The organism is Methylobacterium sp. BI1, assembly GCF_056680125.1.
Genome location: NZ_CM155267.1, coordinates 950,041 through 972,429, shown reverse-complemented (window position 1 = coordinate 972,429; position 22,389 = coordinate 950,041). Strand labels below are relative to the sequence as shown.

Annotated in this window: 20 protein-coding genes; 9 read left to right on the top strand and 11 right to left on the bottom strand. The window is 69.8% G+C overall.

Annotation, left to right across the window (positions count from 1 at the left end):
- Together AC1MGR_RS04700 and AC1MGR_RS04695 are read left to right on the top strand one after the other, a co-directional pair.
- Nucleotides 1–639 carry a cytochrome b/b6 domain-containing protein gene (locus tag AC1MGR_RS04700; RefSeq protein WP_480233818.1) on the top strand — a complete coding sequence of 213 codons (639 nt, stop codon included), beginning with the start codon at nt 1–3 and terminating at the stop codon, nt 637–639.
- Nucleotides 639–1,418, top strand: a complete 780-nt coding sequence (locus AC1MGR_RS04695) for a molybdopterin-dependent oxidoreductase (protein WP_480233817.1) — start codon at nt 639–641, stop codon at nt 1,416–1,418. Before AC1MGR_RS04700 ends, AC1MGR_RS04695 begins: the two co-directional genes overlap by 1 nt.
- Before the next feature lie 61 nt (nt 1,419–1,479).
- Here AC1MGR_RS04695 and AC1MGR_RS04690 read toward each other — a convergent pair whose 3' ends face one another.
- Nucleotides 1,480–2,430 (bottom strand): UDP-3-O-acyl-N-acetylglucosamine deacetylase, encoded by a 951-nt coding sequence (locus tag AC1MGR_RS04690; protein ID WP_480234720.1) that lies wholly within the window; start codon nt 2,428–2,430, stop codon nt 1,480–1,482.
- Between the two features lie 201 nt (nt 2,431–2,631).
- Between AC1MGR_RS04690 and AC1MGR_RS04685 the strand changes: the two genes are divergently transcribed.
- The 3 genes from AC1MGR_RS04685 to nudC are packed head-to-tail and all read left to right on the top strand — an operon-like array spanning nt 2,632 to nt 4,258.
- On the top strand, nt 2,632–2,886 hold the full coding sequence (locus AC1MGR_RS04685) for a hypothetical protein (protein ID WP_108035388.1): 255 nt from the start codon (nt 2,632–2,634) through the stop codon (nt 2,884–2,886).
- 45 nt (nt 2,887–2,931) lie between these two features.
- Nucleotides 2,932–3,348, top strand: coding sequence for an HIT domain-containing protein (locus AC1MGR_RS04680; RefSeq protein WP_480233816.1), 417 nt, complete (start codon nt 2,932–2,934; stop codon nt 3,346–3,348).
- 4 nt (nt 3,349–3,352) lie between these two features.
- Nucleotides 3,353–4,258, top strand: a complete 906-nt coding sequence (nudC, locus tag AC1MGR_RS04675; protein WP_480233815.1) for an NAD(+) diphosphatase — start codon at nt 3,353–3,355, stop codon at nt 4,256–4,258.
- A gap of 18 nt (nt 4,259–4,276) precedes the next feature.
- Here nudC and AC1MGR_RS04670 read toward each other — a convergent pair whose 3' ends face one another.
- A complete protein-coding gene (locus AC1MGR_RS04670; RefSeq protein ID WP_480233814.1) occupies nt 4,277–5,233 on the bottom strand; it encodes a D-2-hydroxyacid dehydrogenase family protein in 957 nt (318 codons plus the stop codon).
- Between the two features lie 159 nt (nt 5,234–5,392).
- Here AC1MGR_RS04670 and AC1MGR_RS04665 point away from each other — a divergent pair, with 159 nt between their 5' ends.
- From AC1MGR_RS04665 to AC1MGR_RS04655, 3 genes are all read left to right on the top strand, one after another.
- Entirely contained in the window at nt 5,393–8,716 is a 3,324-nt protein-coding gene (locus tag AC1MGR_RS04665) for an error-prone DNA polymerase (RefSeq protein WP_480233813.1), read from the top strand.
- A gap of 156 nt (nt 8,717–8,872) precedes the next feature.
- Entirely contained in the window at nt 8,873–9,859 is a 987-nt protein-coding gene (locus AC1MGR_RS04660; RefSeq protein ID WP_480233812.1) for a sensor histidine kinase, read from the top strand.
- 29 nt (nt 9,860–9,888) lie between these two features.
- Nucleotides 9,889–10,344, top strand: coding sequence for a hypothetical protein (locus tag AC1MGR_RS04655; protein WP_480233811.1), 456 nt, complete (start codon nt 9,889–9,891; stop codon nt 10,342–10,344).
- A 57-nt stretch (nt 10,345–10,401) separates the two neighbouring features.
- Here the strand turns inward: AC1MGR_RS04655 and fae are convergent, their stop codons facing one another.
- The gene (gene fae / locus AC1MGR_RS04650) at nt 10,402–10,941 is read right to left on the bottom strand and encodes a formaldehyde-activating enzyme (protein ID WP_108035394.1); all 540 of its coding nucleotides are present in this window, start codon (nt 10,939–10,941) and stop codon (nt 10,402–10,404) included.
- 204 nt (nt 10,942–11,145) lie between these two features.
- Here fae and AC1MGR_RS04645 point away from each other — a divergent pair, with 204 nt between their 5' ends.
- On the top strand, nt 11,146–11,361 hold the full coding sequence (locus tag AC1MGR_RS04645) for a hypothetical protein (protein ID WP_108035395.1): 216 nt from the start codon (nt 11,146–11,148) through the stop codon (nt 11,359–11,361).
- Here the strand turns inward: AC1MGR_RS04645 and AC1MGR_RS04640 are convergent.
- The 8 genes from AC1MGR_RS04640 to msrB all read right to left on the bottom strand — a co-directional run bounded on the left by AC1MGR_RS04640 (nt 11,358) and on the right by msrB (nt 22,335).
- On the bottom strand, nt 11,358–11,837 hold the full coding sequence (locus AC1MGR_RS04640) for a hypothetical protein (RefSeq protein ID WP_480233810.1): 480 nt from the start codon (nt 11,835–11,837) through the stop codon (nt 11,358–11,360). The two genes, AC1MGR_RS04645 and AC1MGR_RS04640, sit on opposite strands and share 4 nt — an antisense overlap.
- Nucleotides 11,838–11,954: 117 nt before the next feature.
- Nucleotides 11,955–15,707, bottom strand: coding sequence for a methionine synthase (metH, locus tag AC1MGR_RS04635; protein WP_480233809.1), 3,753 nt, complete (start codon nt 15,705–15,707; stop codon nt 11,955–11,957).
- A gap of 164 nt (nt 15,708–15,871) precedes the next feature.
- A complete protein-coding gene (metF, locus tag AC1MGR_RS04630; RefSeq protein ID WP_056214808.1) occupies nt 15,872–16,789 on the bottom strand; it encodes a methylenetetrahydrofolate reductase [NAD(P)H] in 918 nt (305 codons plus the stop codon).
- An 84-nt stretch (nt 16,790–16,873) separates the two neighbouring features.
- A complete protein-coding gene (locus tag AC1MGR_RS04625) occupies nt 16,874–17,899 on the bottom strand; it encodes an ArsR/SmtB family transcription factor (protein ID WP_480233808.1) in 1,026 nt (341 codons plus the stop codon).
- A 77-nt stretch (nt 17,900–17,976) separates the two neighbouring features.
- A complete protein-coding gene (locus AC1MGR_RS04620; protein WP_480234719.1) occupies nt 17,977–18,876 on the bottom strand; it encodes an ROK family protein in 900 nt (299 codons plus the stop codon).
- A gap of 24 nt (nt 18,877–18,900) precedes the next feature.
- Nucleotides 18,901–20,304, bottom strand: a complete 1,404-nt coding sequence (locus AC1MGR_RS04615; protein WP_108035399.1) for a dicarboxylate/amino acid:cation symporter — start codon at nt 20,302–20,304, stop codon at nt 18,901–18,903.
- A 317-nt stretch (nt 20,305–20,621) separates the two neighbouring features.
- Complete coding sequence (locus AC1MGR_RS04610; RefSeq protein WP_108035400.1) at nt 20,622–21,551, bottom strand: CYTH domain-containing protein; 930 nt, start codon at nt 21,549–21,551, stop codon at nt 20,622–20,624.
- A 325-nt stretch (nt 21,552–21,876) separates the two neighbouring features.
- On the bottom strand, nt 21,877–22,335 hold the full coding sequence (gene msrB, locus AC1MGR_RS04605) for a peptide-methionine (R)-S-oxide reductase MsrB (RefSeq protein ID WP_108035401.1): 459 nt from the start codon (nt 22,333–22,335) through the stop codon (nt 21,877–21,879).
- Nucleotides 22,336–22,389 lie beyond the last annotated feature (54 nt).

Genomic DNA, 22,389 nt, shown 5'->3' with positions numbered 1-22,389 from the left:
TTGACGATCGTCCCCGAAACACCGTCGCGCTTCGTAGTGATCCACCCGCTCGTGGTGCGGATCACCCACTGGATCAACGCCCTCGCGGTGTTCTGCATGCTGTTCAGCGGCTGGGCGATCTACAACGCCTCCCCGCTCTTTCCCTTCGTGTTCCCGAAATGGGCGACCCTCGGCGGCTGGCTCGGCGGCGCCCTCGCCTGGCACTTCGCCGCCATGTGGCTCTTCGCCCTCAACGGCCTCGCCTACCTGATCTACGGCCTCCTCGCCCGCCACTTCGCCACCGCCTTCCTGCCCCTGAGTCCGGGCGCGGTCTGGCGCGACGCCCGCGCCGCCCTGAAGCTCCGGCTCAGCCATCGGGTCGGCCGCTACAACGCCGTCCAGCGCCTCGCCTATCTGGTCGCCATCGCCCTCGGCCTCCTCCTGGTCGCCTCCGGTTGCGCCCTGTGGAAGCCCGTGCAGTGGCAGGCGCTGGCGAACCTCTTCGGCGGTTACGAGTGGGCGCGGCGAGTCCATTTCGGCGCCATGGCGGGCCTGGGGGGCTTCATTCTCCTGCACCTCGCTCTGGTGGTCATCGTGCCGAGCACGCTGCTGGCGATGATCACCGGCCGCGCCCGCGTCACCGAGGAGACCGTCCGCTGATGTCCCGCGATCCCGACGACGCCGCCCGCCTCAAGGTTCTGCGCCGCGACCTCGCCCCCGACCTCGCGCGCCTGGAGCGCCGGATGGTGCTGCGCGGTGGCCTTTCCCTGGGCGCCCTGACCCTGCTCTCCGGCTGCGACCTCTCCACCGGCAGCAACGGCACCCTGGCCGACCGCGTCCTCTGGGCGATGTCGCGGGCGAACGACCGGGTCCAGCAATGGCTGTTCGATCCCACGACCCTGGCCCCGACCTACCCGGCTTCGATGATCGACAGCCCGTTCCGCTTCAACGCCTTCTACCCGCCGGACAACATCCCGGAGATCGACGAGGCGACCTGGAAGCTCGAGGTCTCCGGCCTCGTCGCCGACAAGGCGCCCTGGACCCTGGCGAAGCTGCGGGCCCTGCCGCAGGAGAGCCAGATCACCCGCCACATCTGCATCGAGGGCTGGAGCCAGATCGGGCAATGGAGCGGCGTGCCGCTGCGGACCTTCCTGGAGCGGACCGGCGCCGACCTCACCGCGAAGTATGTCGGCTTCAAGTGCGCCGACCGTTACTACGGCAGCCTCGACATGCCGAGCGCCCTGCACCCGCAGACGATCCTGGCCCTCGACTTCGCCGGCCAGCCCCTCGCGCCCGAGTACGGCTATCCTCTGCGGGTCCGGGTGCCGACGAAGCTCGGCTTCAAGAGTCCCAAGCACATCGCGGCGATCTTCGTGACCAACGACTATCCAGGCGGCTACTGGGAGGACCAGGGCTACAACTGGTTCAGCGGGATCTGAGACCGCGTCTTGGCAGTGAGGAGTCTCGGCAACGAGCAGGATCGGCGATGAAGGGGGTGCATCACCCGGCCGGGCCGGTGACCAGATCCCAGGCCGAAGGGTCGCGCATCAGGCGCGCGACCAGCGCGTGATTCAACTCATGGCCGGTATGGGCCGCGGTGACGTGTCCGAGGATCGGATGCCCGGCGAGGGACAGGTCTCCGACGAGATCCAGGGCCCGATGCCGGACCGGCTCATCCGGTACGGTCATGCCGCCGATGACCCGTCCCCCGATGATCGCGGCGGTGGTCGAGAAATTCGCGCCGCGCAGGACCGGACGCCGCGTCAGGGTGGCGTAGAGCCGGGCGGGCAATGCCCATTTGAGGCGCCCAAAGCTGCGCGACGGCGCCAGATCGCGGGTGAAGCTCTCCGGCGTCACGTCGCCTTCCCACGACATCTCCGCGAAATGCGCCAGGGCGAGGCGTGCCGCGATGGAAAAACGCTCGGCTGGCTCGATGCGCAGGGTTCTGCGGCCGTCGCGGACCTCGACGCTACGCAGCACGCGGATCATCGTGCAGAGCGCCGGAAGCTCCACCCGTCCGGCGTCCCGGATCGCCTCGCACCAGGGCGTCGCGCTGCCGTTGAAGATCGGCAATTCCTCCGCGTCGAGATCGACGGTCGCGTTGTCGATCCGCAGGGCGCTGAGCGCCGCCAGCAGGTGTTCCACCGTCCGGATGAGGAGCCCCTCGGCGTCCTGGAGCGCCGTGCAGAGGGGCTGGGACACGCGACGCTCCCACAGGGCCGGGACACGGATGATGCGGCCTCCGCGCACACGGCGCCGGAACACGATGCCCGCGCCCGCATCGGCCGGCTGGACATGCACGACGACCGGGCGGGCGGTGTGGAGGCCCCGACCGCGCATCACGAAGTCCGTGGCGAGGGTGGCCTCCCGCCGCAACGCCCCGGGCGGGCAAGCGGCGCTCTCTTCCGGGGCCGTCGTCGCTAGGCCGGGTCGCGAACGGGTGGGCGCCACGGGCGGTGCGGAAAAAATCGGTGGCGACATGCCCGGGGCCTTCGATGTCGGCATCCCCATGGAACGTGGCGGCGCCGCGGGAAACATACCGCAATTTCCTGCGGATTTGGTCTCCTGACCGCGCCCGATCGACCACCAACTGGCATCGCCGCCGCGGTTGGCTTATGGATTGCGACGGGGGGCCTTTCATCGAGGCGATGCATGCTCGATCAGGTTTTCACCGGCAGCGGAGAAGTTTTCAGCCTGGCGGCGGTCGCCATGTGGCTGTGGCTTGCCGCGCGGGCCTTTCCGGGCCTCGACACCCTGATCGCGCGCCATGAGGACGACCTTCGGCTCGGAGCCACGGCTTCGAAGCCCACCGGGGCCGAGCCTATGGGGAAATGGAGCCGGGTGGCGGTGAGCCTCACGGTGATCGCCATGATCTTTTCCGCCGTCGGCTACGCCATCCCGGACTGAGCCGCCCCTCGCATCGGCCACGGTTCCGCTCTACATCGCGTCGCGATGAGCACAGACTTCACCCTCGACCCGCAGCTGGCCGCCGACACCGTGCATGTGGGCGACCTCGCCCTGTGCAGCGCCCTCCTCATGGACGATGCCCGCTTCCCCTGGCTGATCCTGGTCCCGCGCCGGGCCGGCGCCAGCGAGATCACCGACCTGTCACCGGTGGATGCGCAGGCGCTGATGGACGAGATGCGGATCGCCACCGGGGTGATGCTGACCCTCGCCAAGCCTGACAAGGTCAACGTCGCGGCGCTCGGCAACGTCGTCAGCCAGCTCCACGTGCACGTGATCGGGCGCTTCCGCTCCGATCCGGCCTGGCCGAAGCCGGTCTGGGGCGTCGGCACCGCGACCCCCTACCCCCACCATGCCCGCGCCCAGATGATCGAGCGCATCGGCGCCCTGTTCGCGGCGGCCTGAAGCGATGACCGATCCGTTGGGCCAGCTCGGCTACGTCCAGAACCGCCTCGTGCGCCACTCCGCCGAGAGCGCCTCCGCGATCCCCGACCTCGACGCACCCGGCGCCCGCATCGTCGTCCTGGCCGGCGACCGCGTCGTGCTCGCCGGCGACACGGCGCTCCTGGCGCCGGAGGCGGCCGCCGGCACGGGCCCGCGCAGCCTGACGCTCTATCTCGGGCGCCTCGACGGCGACCCGGTCTTCGCCGCGGCCGTGCCGGCGGAGCTGGCCGAGGGCCTCGACGCCGAACCGGGCTTCCGGACCAACGACCTGCGCAGCCTCGCCGGCGAGGGCCGGATCGCGCCGCACGAACTCGGCCTCCTCGCCACGGCGAAGTCCCTGCTCGGCTGGCATGCGCGCCACGGCTTCTGCGCACATTGCGGAAGCCCGACCAGCCTCGCGGCCGGCGGCTACCGCCGCGAATGCGCGGCTTGCGGGACGCACCACTTCCCCCGCACCGATCCCGTGGTGATCATGCTGATCACCCGGGGGGAGTCCTGCCTGCTCGGCCGCTCGCCGCGCTTCAACGAGGGCATGTATTCCTGCCTCGCCGGCTTCCTGGAACCTGGCGAGACCGTCGAGGACGCCGTGCGGCGCGAGACCTTCGAAGAGGTCGGCCTCACCATCGGCGCGGTGCGCTACCACGCCTCGCAGCCCTGGCCGTTCCCGTCCTCGCTGATGATCGGCTGCGTGGCCGAGAGCCTCGACGCGGCCATCACCCTGGATCCGGAGGAACTCGCCGATGCGCGCTGGTTCACCCGGGACGACGTCGCGGCGATGCTCGAGGGCCGCCATCCCGCCGGGCTGACCACCCCGCCGCCCCTGGCGATCGCGCACCTGCTGATGCGGGCCTTCGTCGACGGGCGGGCCTGAGGCTCCGCTTCGGCCGGCTTACCCCAAGAGGCGGATCGGCGCCCCATCGAGGAAAGCCCGGATGTCCTCCACGATCTCCGGAAAATAGGTGCGGTAGTTCCGCTCCGTGACGTAGCCGAGATGCGGCGTCGCCAGCACGTTGGGCAGGGTGCGCCAGGGCGAATCCGGCGGCAGCGGTTCGGTCTCGAAGACGTCGAGGCCGGCCCCGGCGATCCGGTTCTCGGTGAGGGCCGCCAGCAGCGCGGCCTCGTCCACGATCGCGGCGCGGGAGGTGTTGATCAGGAACGCCTCGGGCCGCATCCGGCGCAGCGCCGCGTCGTCGACGAGACCGCGGGTGCGCGCGCCGAGGACGAGGTGGATCGAGACCACGTGGCTCGCCGCCAGCAGCGCCTCCTTGGAGGGCGCGAGGGCGACGCCCTCGGCCGCGGCCCGCTCGGGCGTGAGATTGGGGCTCCAGGCGCTGACCTCCATGCCGAAGGCCTGGCCGATCCGGGCGACCCGGGCGCCCGTCTTGCCTAGACCGAGGAGGCCGAGGCGGCGGCCGGCCAGATCGCTGCCGACGCTCGACTGCCAGGGGCCGCCCGTCCGCAGGGCCTGCACCTCCGGGACGAGGCGGCGGGCGAGGCCGAGAATCAGCGCCCAGGTCAGTTCCACCGGCGGCTCGGGATGGCTGGCGGTGCCGCAGACCGTGACGCCGTGCGCCTGCGCGGCGGCCAAGTCGATCGACAGATTGCGCATCCCGCTGGTGAGGAGGAGCTTCAGCTTCGGCAGTCGCGCGAAGAGGTCGGCCGGGAACGGCGTGCGCTCGCGCATCATCACCACGATCTCGCAGTCCCGGATCGCATCGACCAGCGCGTCCCGCGATTCGAAGGTTGTGCGCAGGTCGCGCAGGGTGAGGCGGTCCGCCAAGCCCGACCAATCCGCCATCGTCGGGCCGACGCCCTGGTAATCGTCGAGGATCGCGCAGGTGAGCATGGGACATCCTGTCTGGGGAAGACCGGGCTAGCGCAGGCCGGACAGCTTGGCCAGACGCCTTCGAGACTTTGACTCACCGGCCCGAAACCGGCACCCCGGGATCCGAAACGATCACGATTCGTTCTCGACTGCAGAGGGTGCGGCGGAGCTGGAAGGAAGATGGGGTCGATATCCGAACCACCCGCCTATGCCGAGCTCGCCGTCACCACGAACTTCTCATTCCTGCGCGGGGCCTCGCATCCCGGCGAGATGGTGGGGCAGGCCGCCGAGCTCGGACTGCACGCCATCGGCATCGCCGACCGCAACACCCTGGCGGGCGTGGTGCGGGGCCATGCCGAGGCGAAGCGGCGGGCCGCCGCCGGCGAGCCCGGCATCCGCTTCCTGCCCGGCGTGCGCCTCGTCACGCAGGAGGGTTTCGAGGCCGTGGCCTACCCGATGGACCGGGTCGCCTACGGCCGCCTGTGCCGGCTCCTCACCCTCGGCAACCGCCGCTCCGAGAAGGGCCAGTGCCGCTTCGGCTTCTCGGAACTTCTGGCCGCCAGCGAAGGCCAGATGCTGATCGCGGTCCCGCCGGAGCGCTTCGGGGACGACGATCCCTTCCTCGGCCATGTCCGCCAACTCGCCGCCGAAGCCCCCGGCCGGGTCGCCCTGGCGGGGAGCCACCGGCGGCGCGGCGGCGAGCGCCGCCGCCTGGGACGCCTCGCCGAGCTGGGGCTACGCCTCGGCGCGCCCCTGGTGGCGGTGTCGGACGCGCTCTATCACCACCCCGACCGGCGCCCCCTGCAGGACATCGTCGCCTGCATCCGCGAGGGCTGTACGCTGAACGGGGCGGGCTACCGCCTGGAGGCCAACGCGGAGCGCCACCTGCGGCCGGCCGAAGAGATGGCGCGCCTGTTCGCCGACCACCCCGAGGCCGTCGCCCGCACGATCGAGATCGTGCAGGCCTGCGACTTTTCTCTCGACGAACTCAAATACGAGTATCCCGACGAGCCGGTCCCTCCCGGCTTCGGGGCGCAGGATTACCTCGCCCACCGGGTCATGGAGCGGGCAGGCTGGCGCTATCCCGACGGCATTCCAGAGCAAATCGTGAACACAATCCAGGACGAACTGCGCCTCATCGCGAAGATGGATTATGCGCGCTACTTCCTCACCCTGTTCGACATCGTCGAGTTCGCGCGCAAGCGGGGCATCCTGTGCCAGGGACGCGGCTCGGCGGCCAATTCCGTCGTCTGCTACTGCCTCGGCATCACGGCGGTGGACCCCACCGAGATCCGCCTGCTCTTCGCCCGCTTCATCTCGGAGAATCGGGCCGAGCCTCCCGACATCGACGTGGATTTCGAGCACGAGCGCCGCGAGGAGGTGATCCAGTACCTCTACGACCGCTACGGCCGCGACCGCGCCGCGATCTGCGCCACGGTGATCCACTACCGCCCGCGCAGCGCCATCCGGGAGGTCGGCAAGGTCCTGGGCCTGCCCCCCGACATCACCGGCGTGATGGCCGACACGGTCTGGGGCTCCTGGGGCAAGGACCTGCCCGACGCCCATATCCGGCAGGCGGGCCTCGACCCGGACAACCCGTCGATCCGACAGGCGCTGGAGCTCGCCCATGCGCTGATCGGCTTCCCGCGCCACCTGTCGCAGCATGTGGGCGGCTTCGTGCTGACCCGCGGGCGCCTCGACGAGACCGTGCCGGTGGGCAACGCCGCCATGGCGGACCGGACCTTCATCGAGTGGGACAAGGACGACATCGACGTGCTCGGCCTGATGAAGGTCGACGTGCTGGCGCTCGGCATGCTGAGCTGCCTGCGCCGGGGCGTCGATTTCCTGCGGCAGGATTACGGGCACGATTACCCGACGCTCGCCGACCTGCCGCGCGAGGACGAGGACACCTACGCGATGCTGGCCGAGGCCGATTCCGTCGGGGTGTTCCAGGTCGAGAGCCGGGCGCAGATGTCGATGCTGCCGCGCCTGAAGCCGCGGGAGTTCTACGACCTCGTGGTGCAGGTGGCGATCGTGCGGCCGGGGCCGATCCAGGGCGACATGGTCCACCCCTATCTGCGCCGGCGCCAGGGGCTGGAGCCGGTCAGCTATCCCTCTCCCCATCCCGATCACGGGCCGAAGGACGAGCTCGAGAGCGTGCTCAAGCGAACCTACGGCGTGCCGCTGTTCCAGGAGCACGCGATGCAGATCGCCATCACCGCCGCCGGGTTCGCACCGCACGAGGCCGACGGCCTGCGCCGGGCCATGGCGACCTTCCGGCACAACGGCCAGATCGTGAACTTCCGCACCAAGTTCGTCGAGGGCATGGTGGGCCGCGGCTACCCGCGCGACTTCACCGAGCGCTGCTTCAAGCAGATCGAGGGCTTCTCCACCTACGGCTTCCCGGAGAGCCACGCGGCGAGCTTCGCCCTGCTGGTCTACGCCTCGGCCTGGATGAAGTGCCGGCACCCGGACGTCTTCCTCGCCGCGATCCTCAACTCCCAGCCGATGGGCTTCTACCAGCCGGCGCAGCTCGTGCGCGACGCCCGCGCCCACGGGGTCGAGGTGCGCGGCGTCGACGTCAACGCCAGCGCCTGGGACTGCACCCTCGAACCGGCCCTGGAGCCCCCGCCGCCCGGCGTCCCGCGGCGCTTCGCCGTGCGCCTCGGCCTTCGCCAGGTGAGCGGCGTGCCGCAGGCCGCCATGCACCGTCTCGTCGCCCTGCGGGGCAACGGCTATGCCAGCATCGAGGGCCTGCAGGCGGCCCTCGCCCTGCCCCGCAACGCCCTGGAACGGCTGGCCGAGGCGGACGCGTTCCGCTCCCTCGACCTCGACCGGCGGGCCGCCCTCTGGGCGGTGCGGACCCTGGAGGGCACCTCCGCCCGCAAGGCGGCCCTGCGGACCGAGGGCGACCGGCGGGGCCATCTCCTCGATACGCCGATGCCGCTCTTCGCCTTCCATGCCGATGACGGGCTGTTCCGGGCCGAACCCACCATGGCCCTGCCCGCCATGGCGGCCTCCGAGCACGTGGCGGAGGACTACGCCGCCACCGGCCTCTCCCTGAAGGGCCACCCGGTGGCGTTCTTCCGGACACGGCTCGCCCGGATCGGCGCGATCCCCGCCCGCGACCACCACGACGGGTCCCGCGTGGCGAACAATGCCCGCGTCACCGTGGCGGGCCTCGTCCTTACCCGGCAGCGGCCCGGCACGGCGCGCGGCACCGTGTTCCTGACCCTGGAGGACGAGACCGGGATCGCCAACGTCATCGTCTGGCGCGACGTGTTCGAGGCCCATCGCGCGACCGCCATGGGCGCCCGCTTCCTGGCGGTACGCGGCCGGGTGCAGCGCCAGGGCCTCGTGGTGCACCTCCTGGCCGAGCAGTTCCGCGACCTCTCCTCCGCCTTGCGCGACCTGCGCGCCGGAGGCCTGCGGCTGCCGCCCGAGACCACCGATTTCGGGGCCCCGGAGGATCGACGCATTTACCGCAGCCGCGATTTTCATTGAGGCTGAATCGCGACCGCGGGTCCGACCCGCTGGCCACCCGGCCGGCCCGAGACTAGAGCTTTTCCAAACCTCCGCGAGACTTATCCAAACCGCCACGAGACCACGACGCTGTCCCACTCATCGACACACGCCCCCTGGTGGAAAGGCTGGCAGGTCGTGCACGCGACCGAGCAGCTGCGCGCGCGCCCCTGGCTGGGCGAGGGAGCCGCCCTGGCCGCTTCGGCTCTCGCCCTCGGGCTGCGCTTCGCCCTCGACGACATCCTGCCGCCGGGCTTTCCCTACCTGACGTTCTTCCCGGCCGTGATCCTCACGACCTTCTTCTTCGGCCTGCGGCCCGGCATCACCTGTGCGGCCTTGAGCGGGCTCGCCGCCTGGTACTTCTTCATCCCGCCCGCCAGCAGCTTCATCATCGACGGGCCGACCGCCCTGGCCCTGTGCTTCTACGTCTTCATCGTCGCGGTCGACATCGCGCTGATCCACGTCATGCACCGGGCGGGCGAGCGGCTGCGCACCGAGCGGCAGGTCTCGGCCGGGCTCTACGAGCAGCAGCGCACGATGTTTCAGGAGTTGCAGCACCGGGTCGCCAACAACATGCAGTTCGTGGCCGCCCTGCTGACCCTGCAGAAGCGCAAGGTCGGCAACGACCCGAAGGCGGCCCTCGCCGCCCTCGACGAGGCACGGGTGCGGCTGGAGACGATCTCGCGCATCCATCGGCGCCTGTACGACCCGAGCAGCATCGAGCGCCCGGTGGGCCAGTACCTGACGGAACTCTGCACCGACCTCCTCGATGCCACGGGCGCGCAGAACATCGTCTGCCTCGTCGACACGCCGCCCCTGCGGTTCGACCTCACCCAGCTCACCACCCTGTCGCTCCTGGTGGTCGAGGTGGTGACCAACGCCCTGAAACATGCCTTCCCGGATGGGCGGCGGGGCACCATCACGATCCAGCTCGAGCGGCTCGATGCGGAGCGCCTGCAGCTCGTCATCGCGGATGACGGGCGCGGCATGCCAGCGGATTTCGACCCGGACGCCACCCGCAGCCTCGGCTTCCGCATCGCCCAGGGCCTCGCCGGACAGCTCGGCGGCCAGCTTACCTACAGCAACGAGGGCGGCACGGTGGTCCGCCTTGCCTTCACGCCCTGAAGGGCCTCACCTCCCCGGACAGCCCGACCATGCGACTGCGCAGCGCCCTCCTCCCCCTGCTCCTCGGCGCGAGCCTGCTCGGAACCGGCCTCGCCCGGGCCGACGAGTGCGACGGCCTCGCCGCCCGGATCGCGGGCGCCATGGGCGGCAAGGTCGGCCGGCGCACCGGCCCCAGCATCGACCTGCGGGTCCCCGGCGGCCTGAAGCTCGACCTGACCTGCCGGGCCGAGCCCATCGTGCAGGCGGCCTCCTCCGATCCGACGCCCTCGGCGGCCTACTTCGCCGATCTCGCCCTGGCGGCCGAGATCGTGGTGGGGGAGAGCGCCGGCGCGGTCCAGGCCGCCATCGGCACGGCCTACGCCACCGCCCTGAAGGATCGGCGCAAGTCCTTCATCCAGCAGAACGGCTGGTCGGCGAGTTGCTACACCGACGCCAGCGGCTCGATCCGCACCCTGTGCTCGGTGGGGCGGATCCCGCCCGGCTAGCCGTCCCCGGACGCGCGGATCGCCCTGGATCCGCGCGCCGTCGCGATCCCGAACGGATCAGTACTCGATCACGTCTTCCAGGGCGTAGTGCTTCACCGTCTTCCGGTTTGCGATGAGCTCGTCGATCGTCGGCTCGCCCTTCATGGCGCGGGCGATCGCCAGCTTCGTGGCTTCGTAATTCGTCCGGTAGAGATCCTTGCGGTCGACGTTCGGGTCGGATCCGCAGCGCTCGTCCAGCCAGATCATGATGATCATGCAGAGCTCGTCGAGCCCGTCCTTGGGCAGGACGCCCTCGATCACGCAGTCGATGATGGCGTCCCCCGTGGCGGCCTGGACGACACCGCCGAGCAACTCGGCATACTCGGCCGTATGAATCGTGACCTTCGTCGTCATAATCGTGGCCGGGCGCACGAGCTGATTGAGGTCGCGCACCACGAACATCCGGGTGTGGCCCTGGACCTGGCCCATCATGCCGGCGAAGGCCTGGCCCGCCGGGCCGCGGGTGGAGCCGATCAGCACCTCCGGCATCGCGTCGGTGTATTGCCCTTCCGCCGCGAGCACGGTCGCCTCGCCGGTACGGAACCAGATCTCGGACATGGGGTCTTCCTTCCCTGAATGATCGCCGCGCCCGGGGGGCCGGGATGGGTCGGGGCGCACAAACACCAGGGGGCGGCTCGGCGTCAATCGCGGGTCGGATCTTACGCCCCCTGGCCTCACGCCATCGGATCGGTCATGCAAGATCAATAGTGCAGGACCGCCGGCGACCGGAAGGGTCGAGGGCACGGGAGAGGCGGACGGCCCATGAGCGGAGAACGGGACTGGAGCATCGCGGTGGCGGCCGCGCCCGACGGGGTCCGGGTCGAAATCGGCCTGCCCGGCCTGAACGGCGCACCAGTCACGGCGATCCTGGCCCTCGACCGGGAGGAAGCCCGCACCCTGGCGCGGGCATTGCTGGCCGCTTCGGGCGACGCGATGGAGCGGACGTTTCCGCGTGCCTCCGGCTCGGGCGAGCGCTAGAGGCCGACGCGGTTGCTGCGGCCCGGCAGGGTCTGCACCTTGGCGTCGCGGGGCTCGATCGGCGCCGCACAGGTGTAGGTGAACTCGGTCTGCAGGTCGGTGAACACGGTCTCGCCCCGGACCCGGCAATCCTCGCGCCCCGTCTCGTTCAGGTAGGTGCGCGCCGCCTCACGGAAGCGCTTGACCCGGGTCAGGGCCGGATCGCCGCCGGCGAACGCATCGTCGATGCCGCAGCCGGTGGTCTCCCGCAGGGCATTGGAGACGATCAGCATCTTGCGCACCCGGCGCTGGTCATAGACCTCGTAGGGGTCCTTGCAGCCGATCGTCACCACCTGGGGCGGCAGGCTGACATAGGTCTTGGAAATATAGGCGAAGCCCGTGCAGCCCGAGGCGACGAGCCCGAGGGCGACGGTGGCGACGAGGGAGCCGGTGAGCCGGTACACGATCGGGGCGCCCTTCAGCTGGTCTCGGGCCATGGTTGAGCCGGGTCGGCATTGAAGCGCAGCCGCGCCCACGGTCAAGCCTCCCGCGGCCACACTCCGGTGGTTTCCGGTGCCGCCGTCCTGCCATTGGCGGACGGCGGCCCGGAAGCCCTACTCGGCGGCCGCCGCGAGGTAGCGGGCCGGATCGTAGTTCAGGATCGGGCCGAGCCAGCGCTCGACCTCGCGCAGGTCCATGCCCTTGCGGATGGCGTAGTCCTCGACCTGATCGCGCTCCACCTTGGCGACGCCGAAGTAATGCGCCTCCGGATGGGCGATGTAGAGGCCCGAGACCGAGGAGCCCGGCCACATGGCGTAGGACTCGGTGAGCTTCACGCCGATGCGCGATTCCGCCTTGAGGAGATCGAACAGCGTGACCTTCTCGGTGTGGTCGGGCTGCGAGGGATAGCCGGGGGCGGGACGGATACCGGCATATTCCTCGCGCACGAGATCTTCCGGCGAGAAGGTCTCGTCGGCGGCGTAGCCCCAGAACTCGCGGCGGACCCGCTCGTGCATGCGCTCGGCCAACGCCTCGGCGATGCGGTCGGCGAGCGCCTTGACCAGGATCGAGCGGTAATCGTCGTTGGCCCGCTCGAAGCGCTCGGCGATGCGAACCTCCTCCAGGCCCGCCGTGACGACGAAGCCACCGACATAGTCGGCGATGCCGGTCTCGGCCGGCGCCACGAAGTCGGACAGGCAGGTGTTGGCGCGCCCGTCGCGCTTCGTCAGCTGCTGGCGCAGGCCGAAGAAGGTCGCGAGCTTTTCGGACCGGCTCTCGCCGGTATAGAGCGCGATATCGTCGCCGACACTGTTGGCCGGCCAGAAGCCGATGATGGCCTTCGGGTTGAACCAGCGCTCAGCCACGATCTGCTTCAGCATCGCCTGTGCGTCGTCGAACAGCGCCTTGGCGGCCGGGCCCTGGTTGGGGTCCTCGAAGATCGCCGGGTAGCGGCCCTTGAACTCGTAGGTCTGCAGGAACGGCGTCCAGTCGATGTAGGGCACGAGGTCGGCGACCTCGTAGGACGAGTAGACCCGCACGCCGGTGAAACTCGGCTTCTTCGGCTGGTAGCCCGACCAGTCGATCCGGAACGGGTTGGCGCGGGCCTTCGCCAGCGGCAACCGCTGCTTGTCGAGCTCCGAGCGGGCATGGGCGTCCGAGACCTTGCGGTACTCGGCGCGGATGTTGGCGATGGTCGAATCCCGCGTCTCCTTCGAGAGCAGGCTGGAGACCACGCCGACGGCGCGGCTCGCATCGGTGACGTAGACGGTCTGGCCCCGGTTGTAGGAGGGGTGGATCTTCACCGCCGTGTGGACGCGGCTCGTGGTGGCACCACCGATCAGGAGCGGCACGTCGAAGCCCTCGCGCTCCATCTCGGCCGCGACGTGTACCATCTCGTCCAGCGACGGGGTGATCAGGCCGGACAGGCCGACGATGTCGACGTTCTCGCGCTTGGCGACGTCGAGGATCTTGGCCGCCGGTACCATCACGCCGAGATCGATGATCTCGTAGTTGTTGCAGGCGAGCACGACGCCGACGATGTTCTTGCCGATGTCGTGCACATCGCCCTTCACGGTCGCCATCAGGATCTTGCCGGCGGCCTGGCGCTTGCCGTCGCCGCCGTTGGCGAGCTTCTCCGCCTCCATGAAGGGTTCGAGATAGGCGACCGCCTGCTTCATCACGCGGGCCGACTTCACCACCTGCGGCAGGAACATCTTGCCCGAGCCGAACAGGTCGCCGACCACGTTCATGCCGGCCATCAGCGGGCCTTCGATGACGTGGAGCGGACGCGCGGACTTCAGGCGCGCCTCCTCTGTGTCGGCCACCACGAACTCGGTGATGCCGTTGACCAGCGCGTGCTCCAGGCGCTTCTCGACGGGCGCCTCGCGCCAGGACAGGTCGGCGGTCTTGGCCTGGACGCCGCCGCCGGACTTGAAGCGCTCGGCCGCCTCCAGCAGGCGGTCGGTGGCGTCGTCGCGCCGGTTGAGGACGACGTCCTCGCAGAGGTCGCGGAGCTCCGGCGGCAGCTCGTCGTAGATCGCGAGCTGGCCGGCATTCACGATGCCCATGTCCATGCCGACCTGGATCGCGTGGTAGAGGAACACCGCGTGCATCGCCTCGCGCACGGGCTCGTTGCCGCGGAAGGCGAAGGACAGGTTCGAGATGCCGCCCGAGATGTGGGCGTGGGGCAGGGTCTCGCGGATGACCTTGGTCGCCTCGATGAAGGCGACGCCGTAGCCGTTATGCTCCTCGATGCCGGTGGCGACCGCGAAGACGTTCGGATCGAAGATGATGTCTTCCGGCGGGAAGCCGACCTCCTCGGTCAGGACCTTGTAGGCCTTGGTGCAGATCTCGACCTTGCGCTCCAGCGTATCGGCCTGGCCCTGCTCATCGAAGGCCATCACCACCACGGCGGCGCCGTAGGAGCGGCACACCCGCGCGTCGGCGATGAACTTCTCGATCCCCTCCTTCATGGAAATCGAGTTCACGATCGCCTTGCCCTGGACGCACTTGAGCCCGGCCTCGATGACGTGGAACTTCGAGGAATCGATCATCACCGGCACGCGGGCGATGTCGGGCTCGGCGGCGACGAGGTTGAGGAACTCCACCATCGCCTTCTCGGAGTCGAGCAGGCCCTCGTCCATGTTGACGTCGATGATGCTGGCGCCCGCCGCGACCTGGTCGCGAGCGACGTCGAGGGCGGCGGCGTAGTCGCCGGCGGTGATGAGCTTCCTGAACTTGGCCGAGCCGGTGACGTTGGTGCGCTCGCCCACGTTCACGAAGGGGATCTCCTTCGTCAGCGTGAAGGGCTCCAGGCCCGACAGGCGCATGAGGCGGGGCACCTTGGGAATCGCCCGGGGCTTGCACCCTTCGACGGCCTGCGCGATGGCGCGGATGTGGTCCGGCGTGGTGCCGCAGCAGCCGCCGACCATGTTGACGAGGCCGGCGGTGGCGAACTCGCCCACCAGCTTGCCCATGGCCTCGGGGCTCTCGTCGTAAAGGCCGAACTCGTTGGGCAGGCCGGCATTCGGGTAGGCGCAGACCAGGGTGTCGGCGATGCGCGACAGCTCCGAGATGTGGCCGCGCATCTCCTTGGCACCGAGCGCGCAGTTCAGCCCGATGGTGAGCGGGCTGGCATGGCGGAGCGCGTTCCAGAACGCCTCCGGGGTCTGGCCCGAGAGGGTGCGGCCGGAGAGGTCGGTAATCGTGCCGGAGATCATGATCGGCAGGACCATGCCCCGCTCCTCGAACACCGCCCAAGCGGCGGCGACCGCCGCCTTGGCGTTGAGGGTGTCGAAGATGGTCTCGATCAGGATGAGCTCGGCGCCGCCATCCATCAGGCCGCGCACCTGCTCCTCGTAGGCCTGCTTGACCTGGTCGAAGGTCACAGCCCGGTAGCCGGGATTGTTGACGTCCGGCGAGATCGACAGGGTGCGGTTCGTCGGGCCGATGGCGCCGGCCACGAAGCGGCGGCGGCCGTCCTGCGCCTCGGCGAGCTGGGCGGCCTCGCGGGCGAGGCGTGCGCCCTGCGCGTTCAGCTCGTGGATGATCGATTCCATGCCGTAATCGGCCTGGGCGATCGTGGTGCCCGAGAAGGTGTTGGTCTCGCAGACGTCGGCACCGGCCAGGAAATAGTCGAGGTGGATCTGCCGGATCGCGTCGGGCTGGGTCAGGATCAGGAGGTCGTTGTTGCCCTTCTGGTCGTGCGCATGGTCGCCGAAGCGGCTGCCGCGGAAGTCCGCCTCGCCGTAGCCCAGCCGCTGGATCACGGTCCCCATCGCCCCGTCGAGGACGAGGATTTTCTCGCCCGCGCGCTGGCGCAGGGCGGCTTCGATCTCTTTTCCGTCGACGGGGCGCAGGTCGGTCATGGGGTTCTCACGCGTCTTCCGGGACCGCGGAGCGGCATCCGGAACCCGGAACCGCGACGGGTCCGGACAGTGAAGTTCGACAGGGGAGGTTCGACACGGTGGAGATGTCGAGTCCCGGGCTCGCCTTCGGCGCCCCGGGGTTTCGTGGGATCAGGCGGCCTTGATCAGGCGGCCTTGGCGGCGACCTTCGGGGCCTGGGCCCGCAGGCCGAGCACGTGGCAGATGGCGTAGACGAGGTCGGAGCGGTTCATCGAGTAGAAGTGGAAGTCGTTGACGCCATGGTCGACGAGGTCGAGCACCTGCTCGGCCGCCACCGCCGCCGCCACGAGGCGCCGGGTCTCGACGTCGTTGTCGAGCCCCTCGAAGCGGGCTGCGAGCCAATACGGCACCGAGGCACCGGTCCGGCGGGCGAAGTTCGCCGCCTGCTTGAAGTTCTGCACCGGCAGGATGCCGGGGATGATCGGGATGTCGATGCCCGCCGCCCGCACCTTGTCGACGTAGCGCAGGTAGATGTCGTTCTCGAAGAAGAACTGCGTGATCGCCTGGTCGGCGCCGGCATCGACCTTGGCCTTCAGGGCATCGATGTCGGCATCGAGGGAGGATGCCTCCGGGTGCTTCTCCGGATAGGCCGAGACCGAAACCTTGAAGTCGCCGATGCGCTTGATGCCGGCGACGAGATCGGAGGTCTGGGCGTAGCCGCCCGGGTGCGGCCGGTAGGCGGTGCCGATCCCGTCCTGCGGGTCGCCGCGCAGGGCCACGATGTGGCGCACGCCGGCATCCCAGTAGGATTGCACGACGGCGTCGATCTCCTCGCGGGTGGCGTCGACGCAGGTGAGGTGGGCGGCCGGCTGGAGGCTCGTCTCCTTGACCATCCGGGCGACGGTGTTGTGGGTGCGCTCGCGGGTGGAGCCGCCCGCGCCATAGGTCACCGAGACGAATTTCGGCTGCAGCGGCGCGAGGCGCTCGATCGACGACCAGAGAATTTTCTCCATCTCCTCGGTCTTCGGGGGGAAGAACTCGATGGAGACCCGGATCGGACGATAGCTGTCGCGGCTGGCGCGATGGTGGGAGGCGGATGGCATCGGGTCGTCCTCTATGTCGATCGGTTCAGACGGTCGTCGATCAGGATACGGGTGCAGCGTTCGGGTGGAAACGGACCGGCGCCCTCAGGCGACGGCCCGCTCCGGGATTCTCTCAGGCGCCGGCGCCGCCATCTCGGCCGCATCGGTGGCGAGCCAGAGCGTCACGGTCAACTGGTCCTCGACCTCGCCGGTGGGGGCGAGGTCCCGCGTGGTGACGGCGGGCAGGCCCGCATCGTTGAGCCAGCCCGTCACCTGCTCGGGCGCGAAGCCGAGGCGGCGATGGGCCTGGGCCTCGCGCAGGAATTCGAGGTCATGGGGGGCGAAATCCACCACCAGCAATCGACCGCCGGGGGCGACGAGACGCACGGCCTCGCGCAGGGCCCGGGCCGGATCGTCGAGGTAGTGCAGCACCTGGTGGACGACGACGAGGTCGAACCCGCCGCGCCCGAAGGGCGGCGCGTGGATGTCGCCCTGGCGCAGGTCGACCCGCGACAGGCCGAGGCGCTCCAGATTCGCCCGCGCCACCGAGAGCATGGCGTGGTTGGAATCGAGTCCGACCGCCCGGGCGGCGCGCCCTGCCAGGAGCCCGAGCATGCGCCCGGTGCCGGTGCCGAGATCGACGAGGTTCTGGATCGGCCGGTCGCCCAAGACGTCGAGCACCGCGGCCTCGACGGTGGCCTCCGGCACGTGCAGCGAGCGCAGATGGTCCCATTTGGGGGCGAGGCGCGCGAAGAAGGCCTGGGCGGCCTCGGCACGCTGGGTGCGCACGGCTTCCAGGCGGGCGAAATCCTCCGAGAGCGGGGCGCGGGCGGCATCGAGGCCGGCTACCAGCGGCTCGACCAGGGCGGCGCGATCCTCCACGAGGCGGAAGAAAGCCCAGGCCCCCTCGCGATGCCGCTCCACCAGACCGGCCTCCACGAGCAGCTTCAGATGGCGCGAGATGCGCGGCTGCGACTGGCCCAGGATGTCGGTCAAGTCCGAGACCGAGAGCTCTCCGGCGGCCAGGAGCGCGAGGATGCGCAGGCGCGTCTCCTCGGCCGCCGCCCTCAGGATGGCGAGGGCGTCCGAAAACGGTAGAGCCGTGGCTGAGGAAGGTCCCGCGTTAGACATAAAGATATCTTTATGTGAAAACGGAAGCCCTGACAAGCGCCTCGGGTGTCATCCCCGGCATCGATCGCGCAGGCGTTTCAGGGCCCGTTCCAGAGCCATGCCGCCCCGCGGACTCCGGAGGCGTCGCCGTGCCGGCTCGGGCGGATCGGCGTGTCGAACGCGTCGGAGAAGACGTGCGGCGCCACGCGTCCGGGCAGTCCCGCAAGGATCTCCGGCACCCGCGAGAGGCCGCCGCCGATGACGATGACGTCCGGGTCGATCAGGTTGACCCCGTGGGCGATGCCGCGCCCGAGGCGATCGAGGTAGCGATCGAGGGTCGCCAGGGCCGCCGCGTCGCCCGCCCGCAGGGACGCGATCACCGCCTCGCCGCGGGTCGTCGTGCCCGTGGAACGCCCGTGGTCGGCGGCCAGAGCCGGACCGGAGACCCAGGTTTCGAGGCATCCGTGCCGGCCGCAATAGCAGGCCGGGCCGGGACGCTCGTCGTCGCGGGGGGACGGCAGCGGGTTGTGGCCCCATTCGCCGGCGATCCGGTCGCGTCCCGAGAGGGCCCGCCCCTGCAGGGCGATCCCGGAGCCGACGCCGGTCCCGAGGATGAGGGCCCAGACGACGGGCAGGCCGGCGCCGGCCCCGTCGACGGCCTCGGAGACCGCGAGGCAGTTGGCATCGTTCTCGAGGCGCACCGGGCGAGCGAGGAGGCGCTCGAGATCCTGCGCGAAGGGCCGGCCGTTCAGCCAGACCGAGTTGGCATTCTTCACGAGGCCGGTCCGGGGCGAGATCGCCCCGGGCATGCCAATGCCGACCGTACCGGGGGCACCCGCGCGCGTCTCCAGGTCGCGGACCAGATCCGCGATGGCCGTCAGCGTCGCGGCGTAATCGTCCCGCGGCGTGGCGATCCGCTGCTCGGCCCGCGTCGTCCCATCGGGCGCGAGGGCAATCCCGGCGATCTTGGTGCCGCCGAGATCGATGCCGATGCGCAGGGTTTCGGACAGGTCCGGGTCCCGTCAGCGCGCCGCGGCGGGGATCGGGGACGCCGCAGGGGCGGTGGCGCTCGGCTCCATCTCCGGGGCGTGGTCGGAGATGTCGGTGCCGATGGAGACCGGGTGCGCCATGACCTGGCGCAGCTTCTCCGTGTCGAGTTCGCCCTCCCAGCGGCTGACCACCACGGTGGCGACGCCGTTGCCGATGAGGTTGGTGATGGCCCGGCACTCCGACATGAACTTGTCGACGCCGAGGATCAGGGTCATGGCCGCCACCGGCACCGGGTTGTTGGGGATGGCGCTGAGCGTGGCCGCCAGGGTGATGAAGCCCGCGCCGGTGACGCCGGAGGCGCCCTTGGAGGTCAGCATCGCCACCAGGATGATGGTCGCGTACTGGCCGAAGGAGAGGTCCGCGCCCACGGCCTGGGCCAGGAACAGCGAGGCCAGGGTCATGTAGATGTTGGTGCCGTCGAGGTTGAACGAGTAGCCCGTCGGGATCACGAGGCCCACCACGGAGTCCGACGCACCGAGGCGGCGCATCTTCGTCATCATGTGCGGCAGCACGGTTTCGGAGGACGACGTGCCGAGGACGATGAGGAGCTCGTCCTTGATGTAGGCGAGGAACTTGAAGATCGAGAATCCGGCGACCCGGGCGATGCCGCCGAGCACCAGGATCACGAACAGGAAGGCGGTGACGTAGAAGGTGCCGACGAGCCAGGCGAGATCGATCACCTTGCCGATGCCGTACTGGCCGATGGTGAAGGCCATGGCGCCGAAGGCGCCGATCGGGGCGAGTTTCACCACGAGGCCGATGATGCGGAAGAAGATCTGCCCGGCCGTGTCGATGGCGTGAGTGATCGCCTCGCCGCGCTGACCCATGCCGGTGACGACGACGCCGGTGAGGATCGAGATCAGCAGCACCTGCAGCAGGTCGCCGGTGGCGAAGGCGTCGAAGAAGCTCTTCGGGATCAGGGCCATGATGTGGCCGGTCACCGAGTCGTCGGCGGCCATCTTGGCGTATTTCTCAACCGCCTTGGCATCGAGCTTGGTGACGTCGGCATTGAAGCCGGCGCCCGGCTTGACGACCTCGCCCACAAGGACGCCGATGAGCAGCGCGATGGTCGAGACCACCTCGAAGTAGACGAGCGCCTTCAAGCCGACGCGGCCGACCTTCTTCAGGTCTCCGATCGAGGCGATGCCGTGCACAATTGTACAGAAGATGATCGGGGCGATCATCATCTTGATCAGGGCAATGAAGGCATCCCCGAGCCACTTGACCGACTTGCCCCATTCGGGATGCAACCAGCCGAGGAGCACGCCGAGCGCAATCGCGATCAGCACCTGGATGTAGAGCACCTTGTACCAGGGCTCCTTGACCGGACGTGGGACCGCAGCCGGTGCCGTTCCATACGTCGTCGCCTGGGCCATGATCCCTCCCGCTGCGCCTTGCGCAACCCACTGATTGTTAATCCCGACGCTAGCCAGTTTATTCGCGTCGCTCAATCGCAGGCGGTGGGCTGCGATGACAAACCACGAGCACTAACATGCCCTTCGCGGGGAAAAGGCTCGGATGGCAGGCAGGCGGAATGGCGCCGGATGAGGGCTGGCTTCGGCTCTCGGCGCGGCAGCGATGTCGCGGAACGCGTATGGGCCGGCGCTCTCGCGAGCGCCGGCCCATACGCTTGACCGGTCGCGCGCTCCCGTCAGGGCGCGCGGTGCGAACTTCCCTGGCCGTCGACGGTCGCTCAGGTCTGCTGCGTGCGACGGGGCCGTACGGTCCAGCGCTCGAACTCGGCGGCGATGTCGTCCTCGCCGCGCGCGGCCCCCTTCGGCTGCGGCTGCGGGTTGCCGAGCGCCTGCGACAGGCTCTCGATCACGTCGTCGATGCGGGAATCGATGGCGGGCGCGCTCTCGGCGGCGGGCTCGTTCGCGGTGTCCGGCTGGGCGTGGGCGTCTCCCACCTCGGGCCCGGCGGCCGCCTGTGCCTCGACCGGAGCAGGCTCCTCGGCCGGAGGCGACGACGCGGGCACGGCCTCGGCGGCGACCGGTGCCGCCGCGGCGCCGCCGGCCGTGACCCGGCGCAGCGCCTTCATCATCCCGTCGCCGTCGCCGGCATTGGTCTTCGGAGCGCCGTAGCGGCCGAAGCCGAAGCGCGGCTCGATCAGGTCGAGAACGGCGTCGAGGGCGGCGTTGGACAGGCCGATCTCGCCGGGATGCGGCACGCCCTGGAGGGCCACCGCATGCCGGTCGTAGCTCGAATCGCCGGTGACCTCGGGCCCGAACCAGGCCGGCACCGGGAACCCCTGGGCCTCGTCGGCGCCGTCGAAGGACACGCTCACGAGGTCGAACTCCCCGGGCGCCACGTAGCGGTCGATCAGCGCCTCGCGGCCGCCGCCGAGGGCGAGCGCCGTGCGGTCGTAGGCGGCCTTGCCGGAGCAGACGTCCATCAGGGCATCGCCGTGCGCACGCGGCACGTCGGTGCGCTCTTCGCTGGAGGTACCGTCCGGCGCCGACGTCACCAGGACGAGGTGGCAGGCCTGCCCGTCGACCCGGACGTAGGAGACGCGGCCGGCCTGGGGGGCGAAGTAGCCCTCGGTGATCCGGGAGCCCCCGCGCTCCTTGCGGATGAGGCGGACCAGGGCGGGGGCCACGAGAAACCGGCGTACGAGGCTCATCGACATTCTCCGCGATGTCGGTCGACCCGGCGGTAGAGGTCCGGGCCGACACTGACGTCAGGGCCGCCGACCTCCCGCGACGCGAGGTGGACAGACCGGCTGTGAGGTGGTTCCCCGCGCCGGGCCCGGCGGCCCTCCACGTGGAACAATGACATAGGATATGATCTGTGTTCATTCCCCGCGTAGCCGGGGCAGATCGGTTAATAATTCTCGTTCCGGACTAAGCAAAACGACGGCGAAATCAAGACCATCCCCGCCGTCGTTCCCCGTCATCCGCCGATCCGTCCCCATGGAAACCCGGCCGGCCTTGCGTGCGCGATGCCCGTCAGGCCTCCGGCTCGAAGCGCAGGGAGAGGCCGTTCATGCAGTAGCGCAGTCCGGTGGGCGGGGGGCCGTCGTCGAAGACGTGGCCGAGATGGCCTTTGCAGCGAGCACAATGCACCTCGGTGCGGGTCATCCAATGGCTGCGGTCGACGGTGGTTTCCACCGCGTCGTCGAGGGGATCGAAGAAGCTCGGCCAACCGGTGCCGCTCTCGAACTTCGTGCCGGTGACGAAGAGCGGCGCGTCGCAGCCGGCGCAGTGGAACACGCCCGGGCGCTTCTCGGCATTGAGGCAGCTGGTCCCGGCCCGCTCGGTGCCGTGCTCGCGCAGCACGCGATACTGGTCCGGCGAGAGGATCTCGCGCCATTCGGCCTCGCTGCGGGTCTGGACCTCGTCCGGAGTGGCCGATGAGGTCGGCGGAGAAGACGTGGTAGGCGGAGAAGATTTGGGAAGCGAAGACATCGGGCCTGTACTCCTGAGAGGCGGGGAAGATGCCTCCTAGATAGGCGCCCGGTG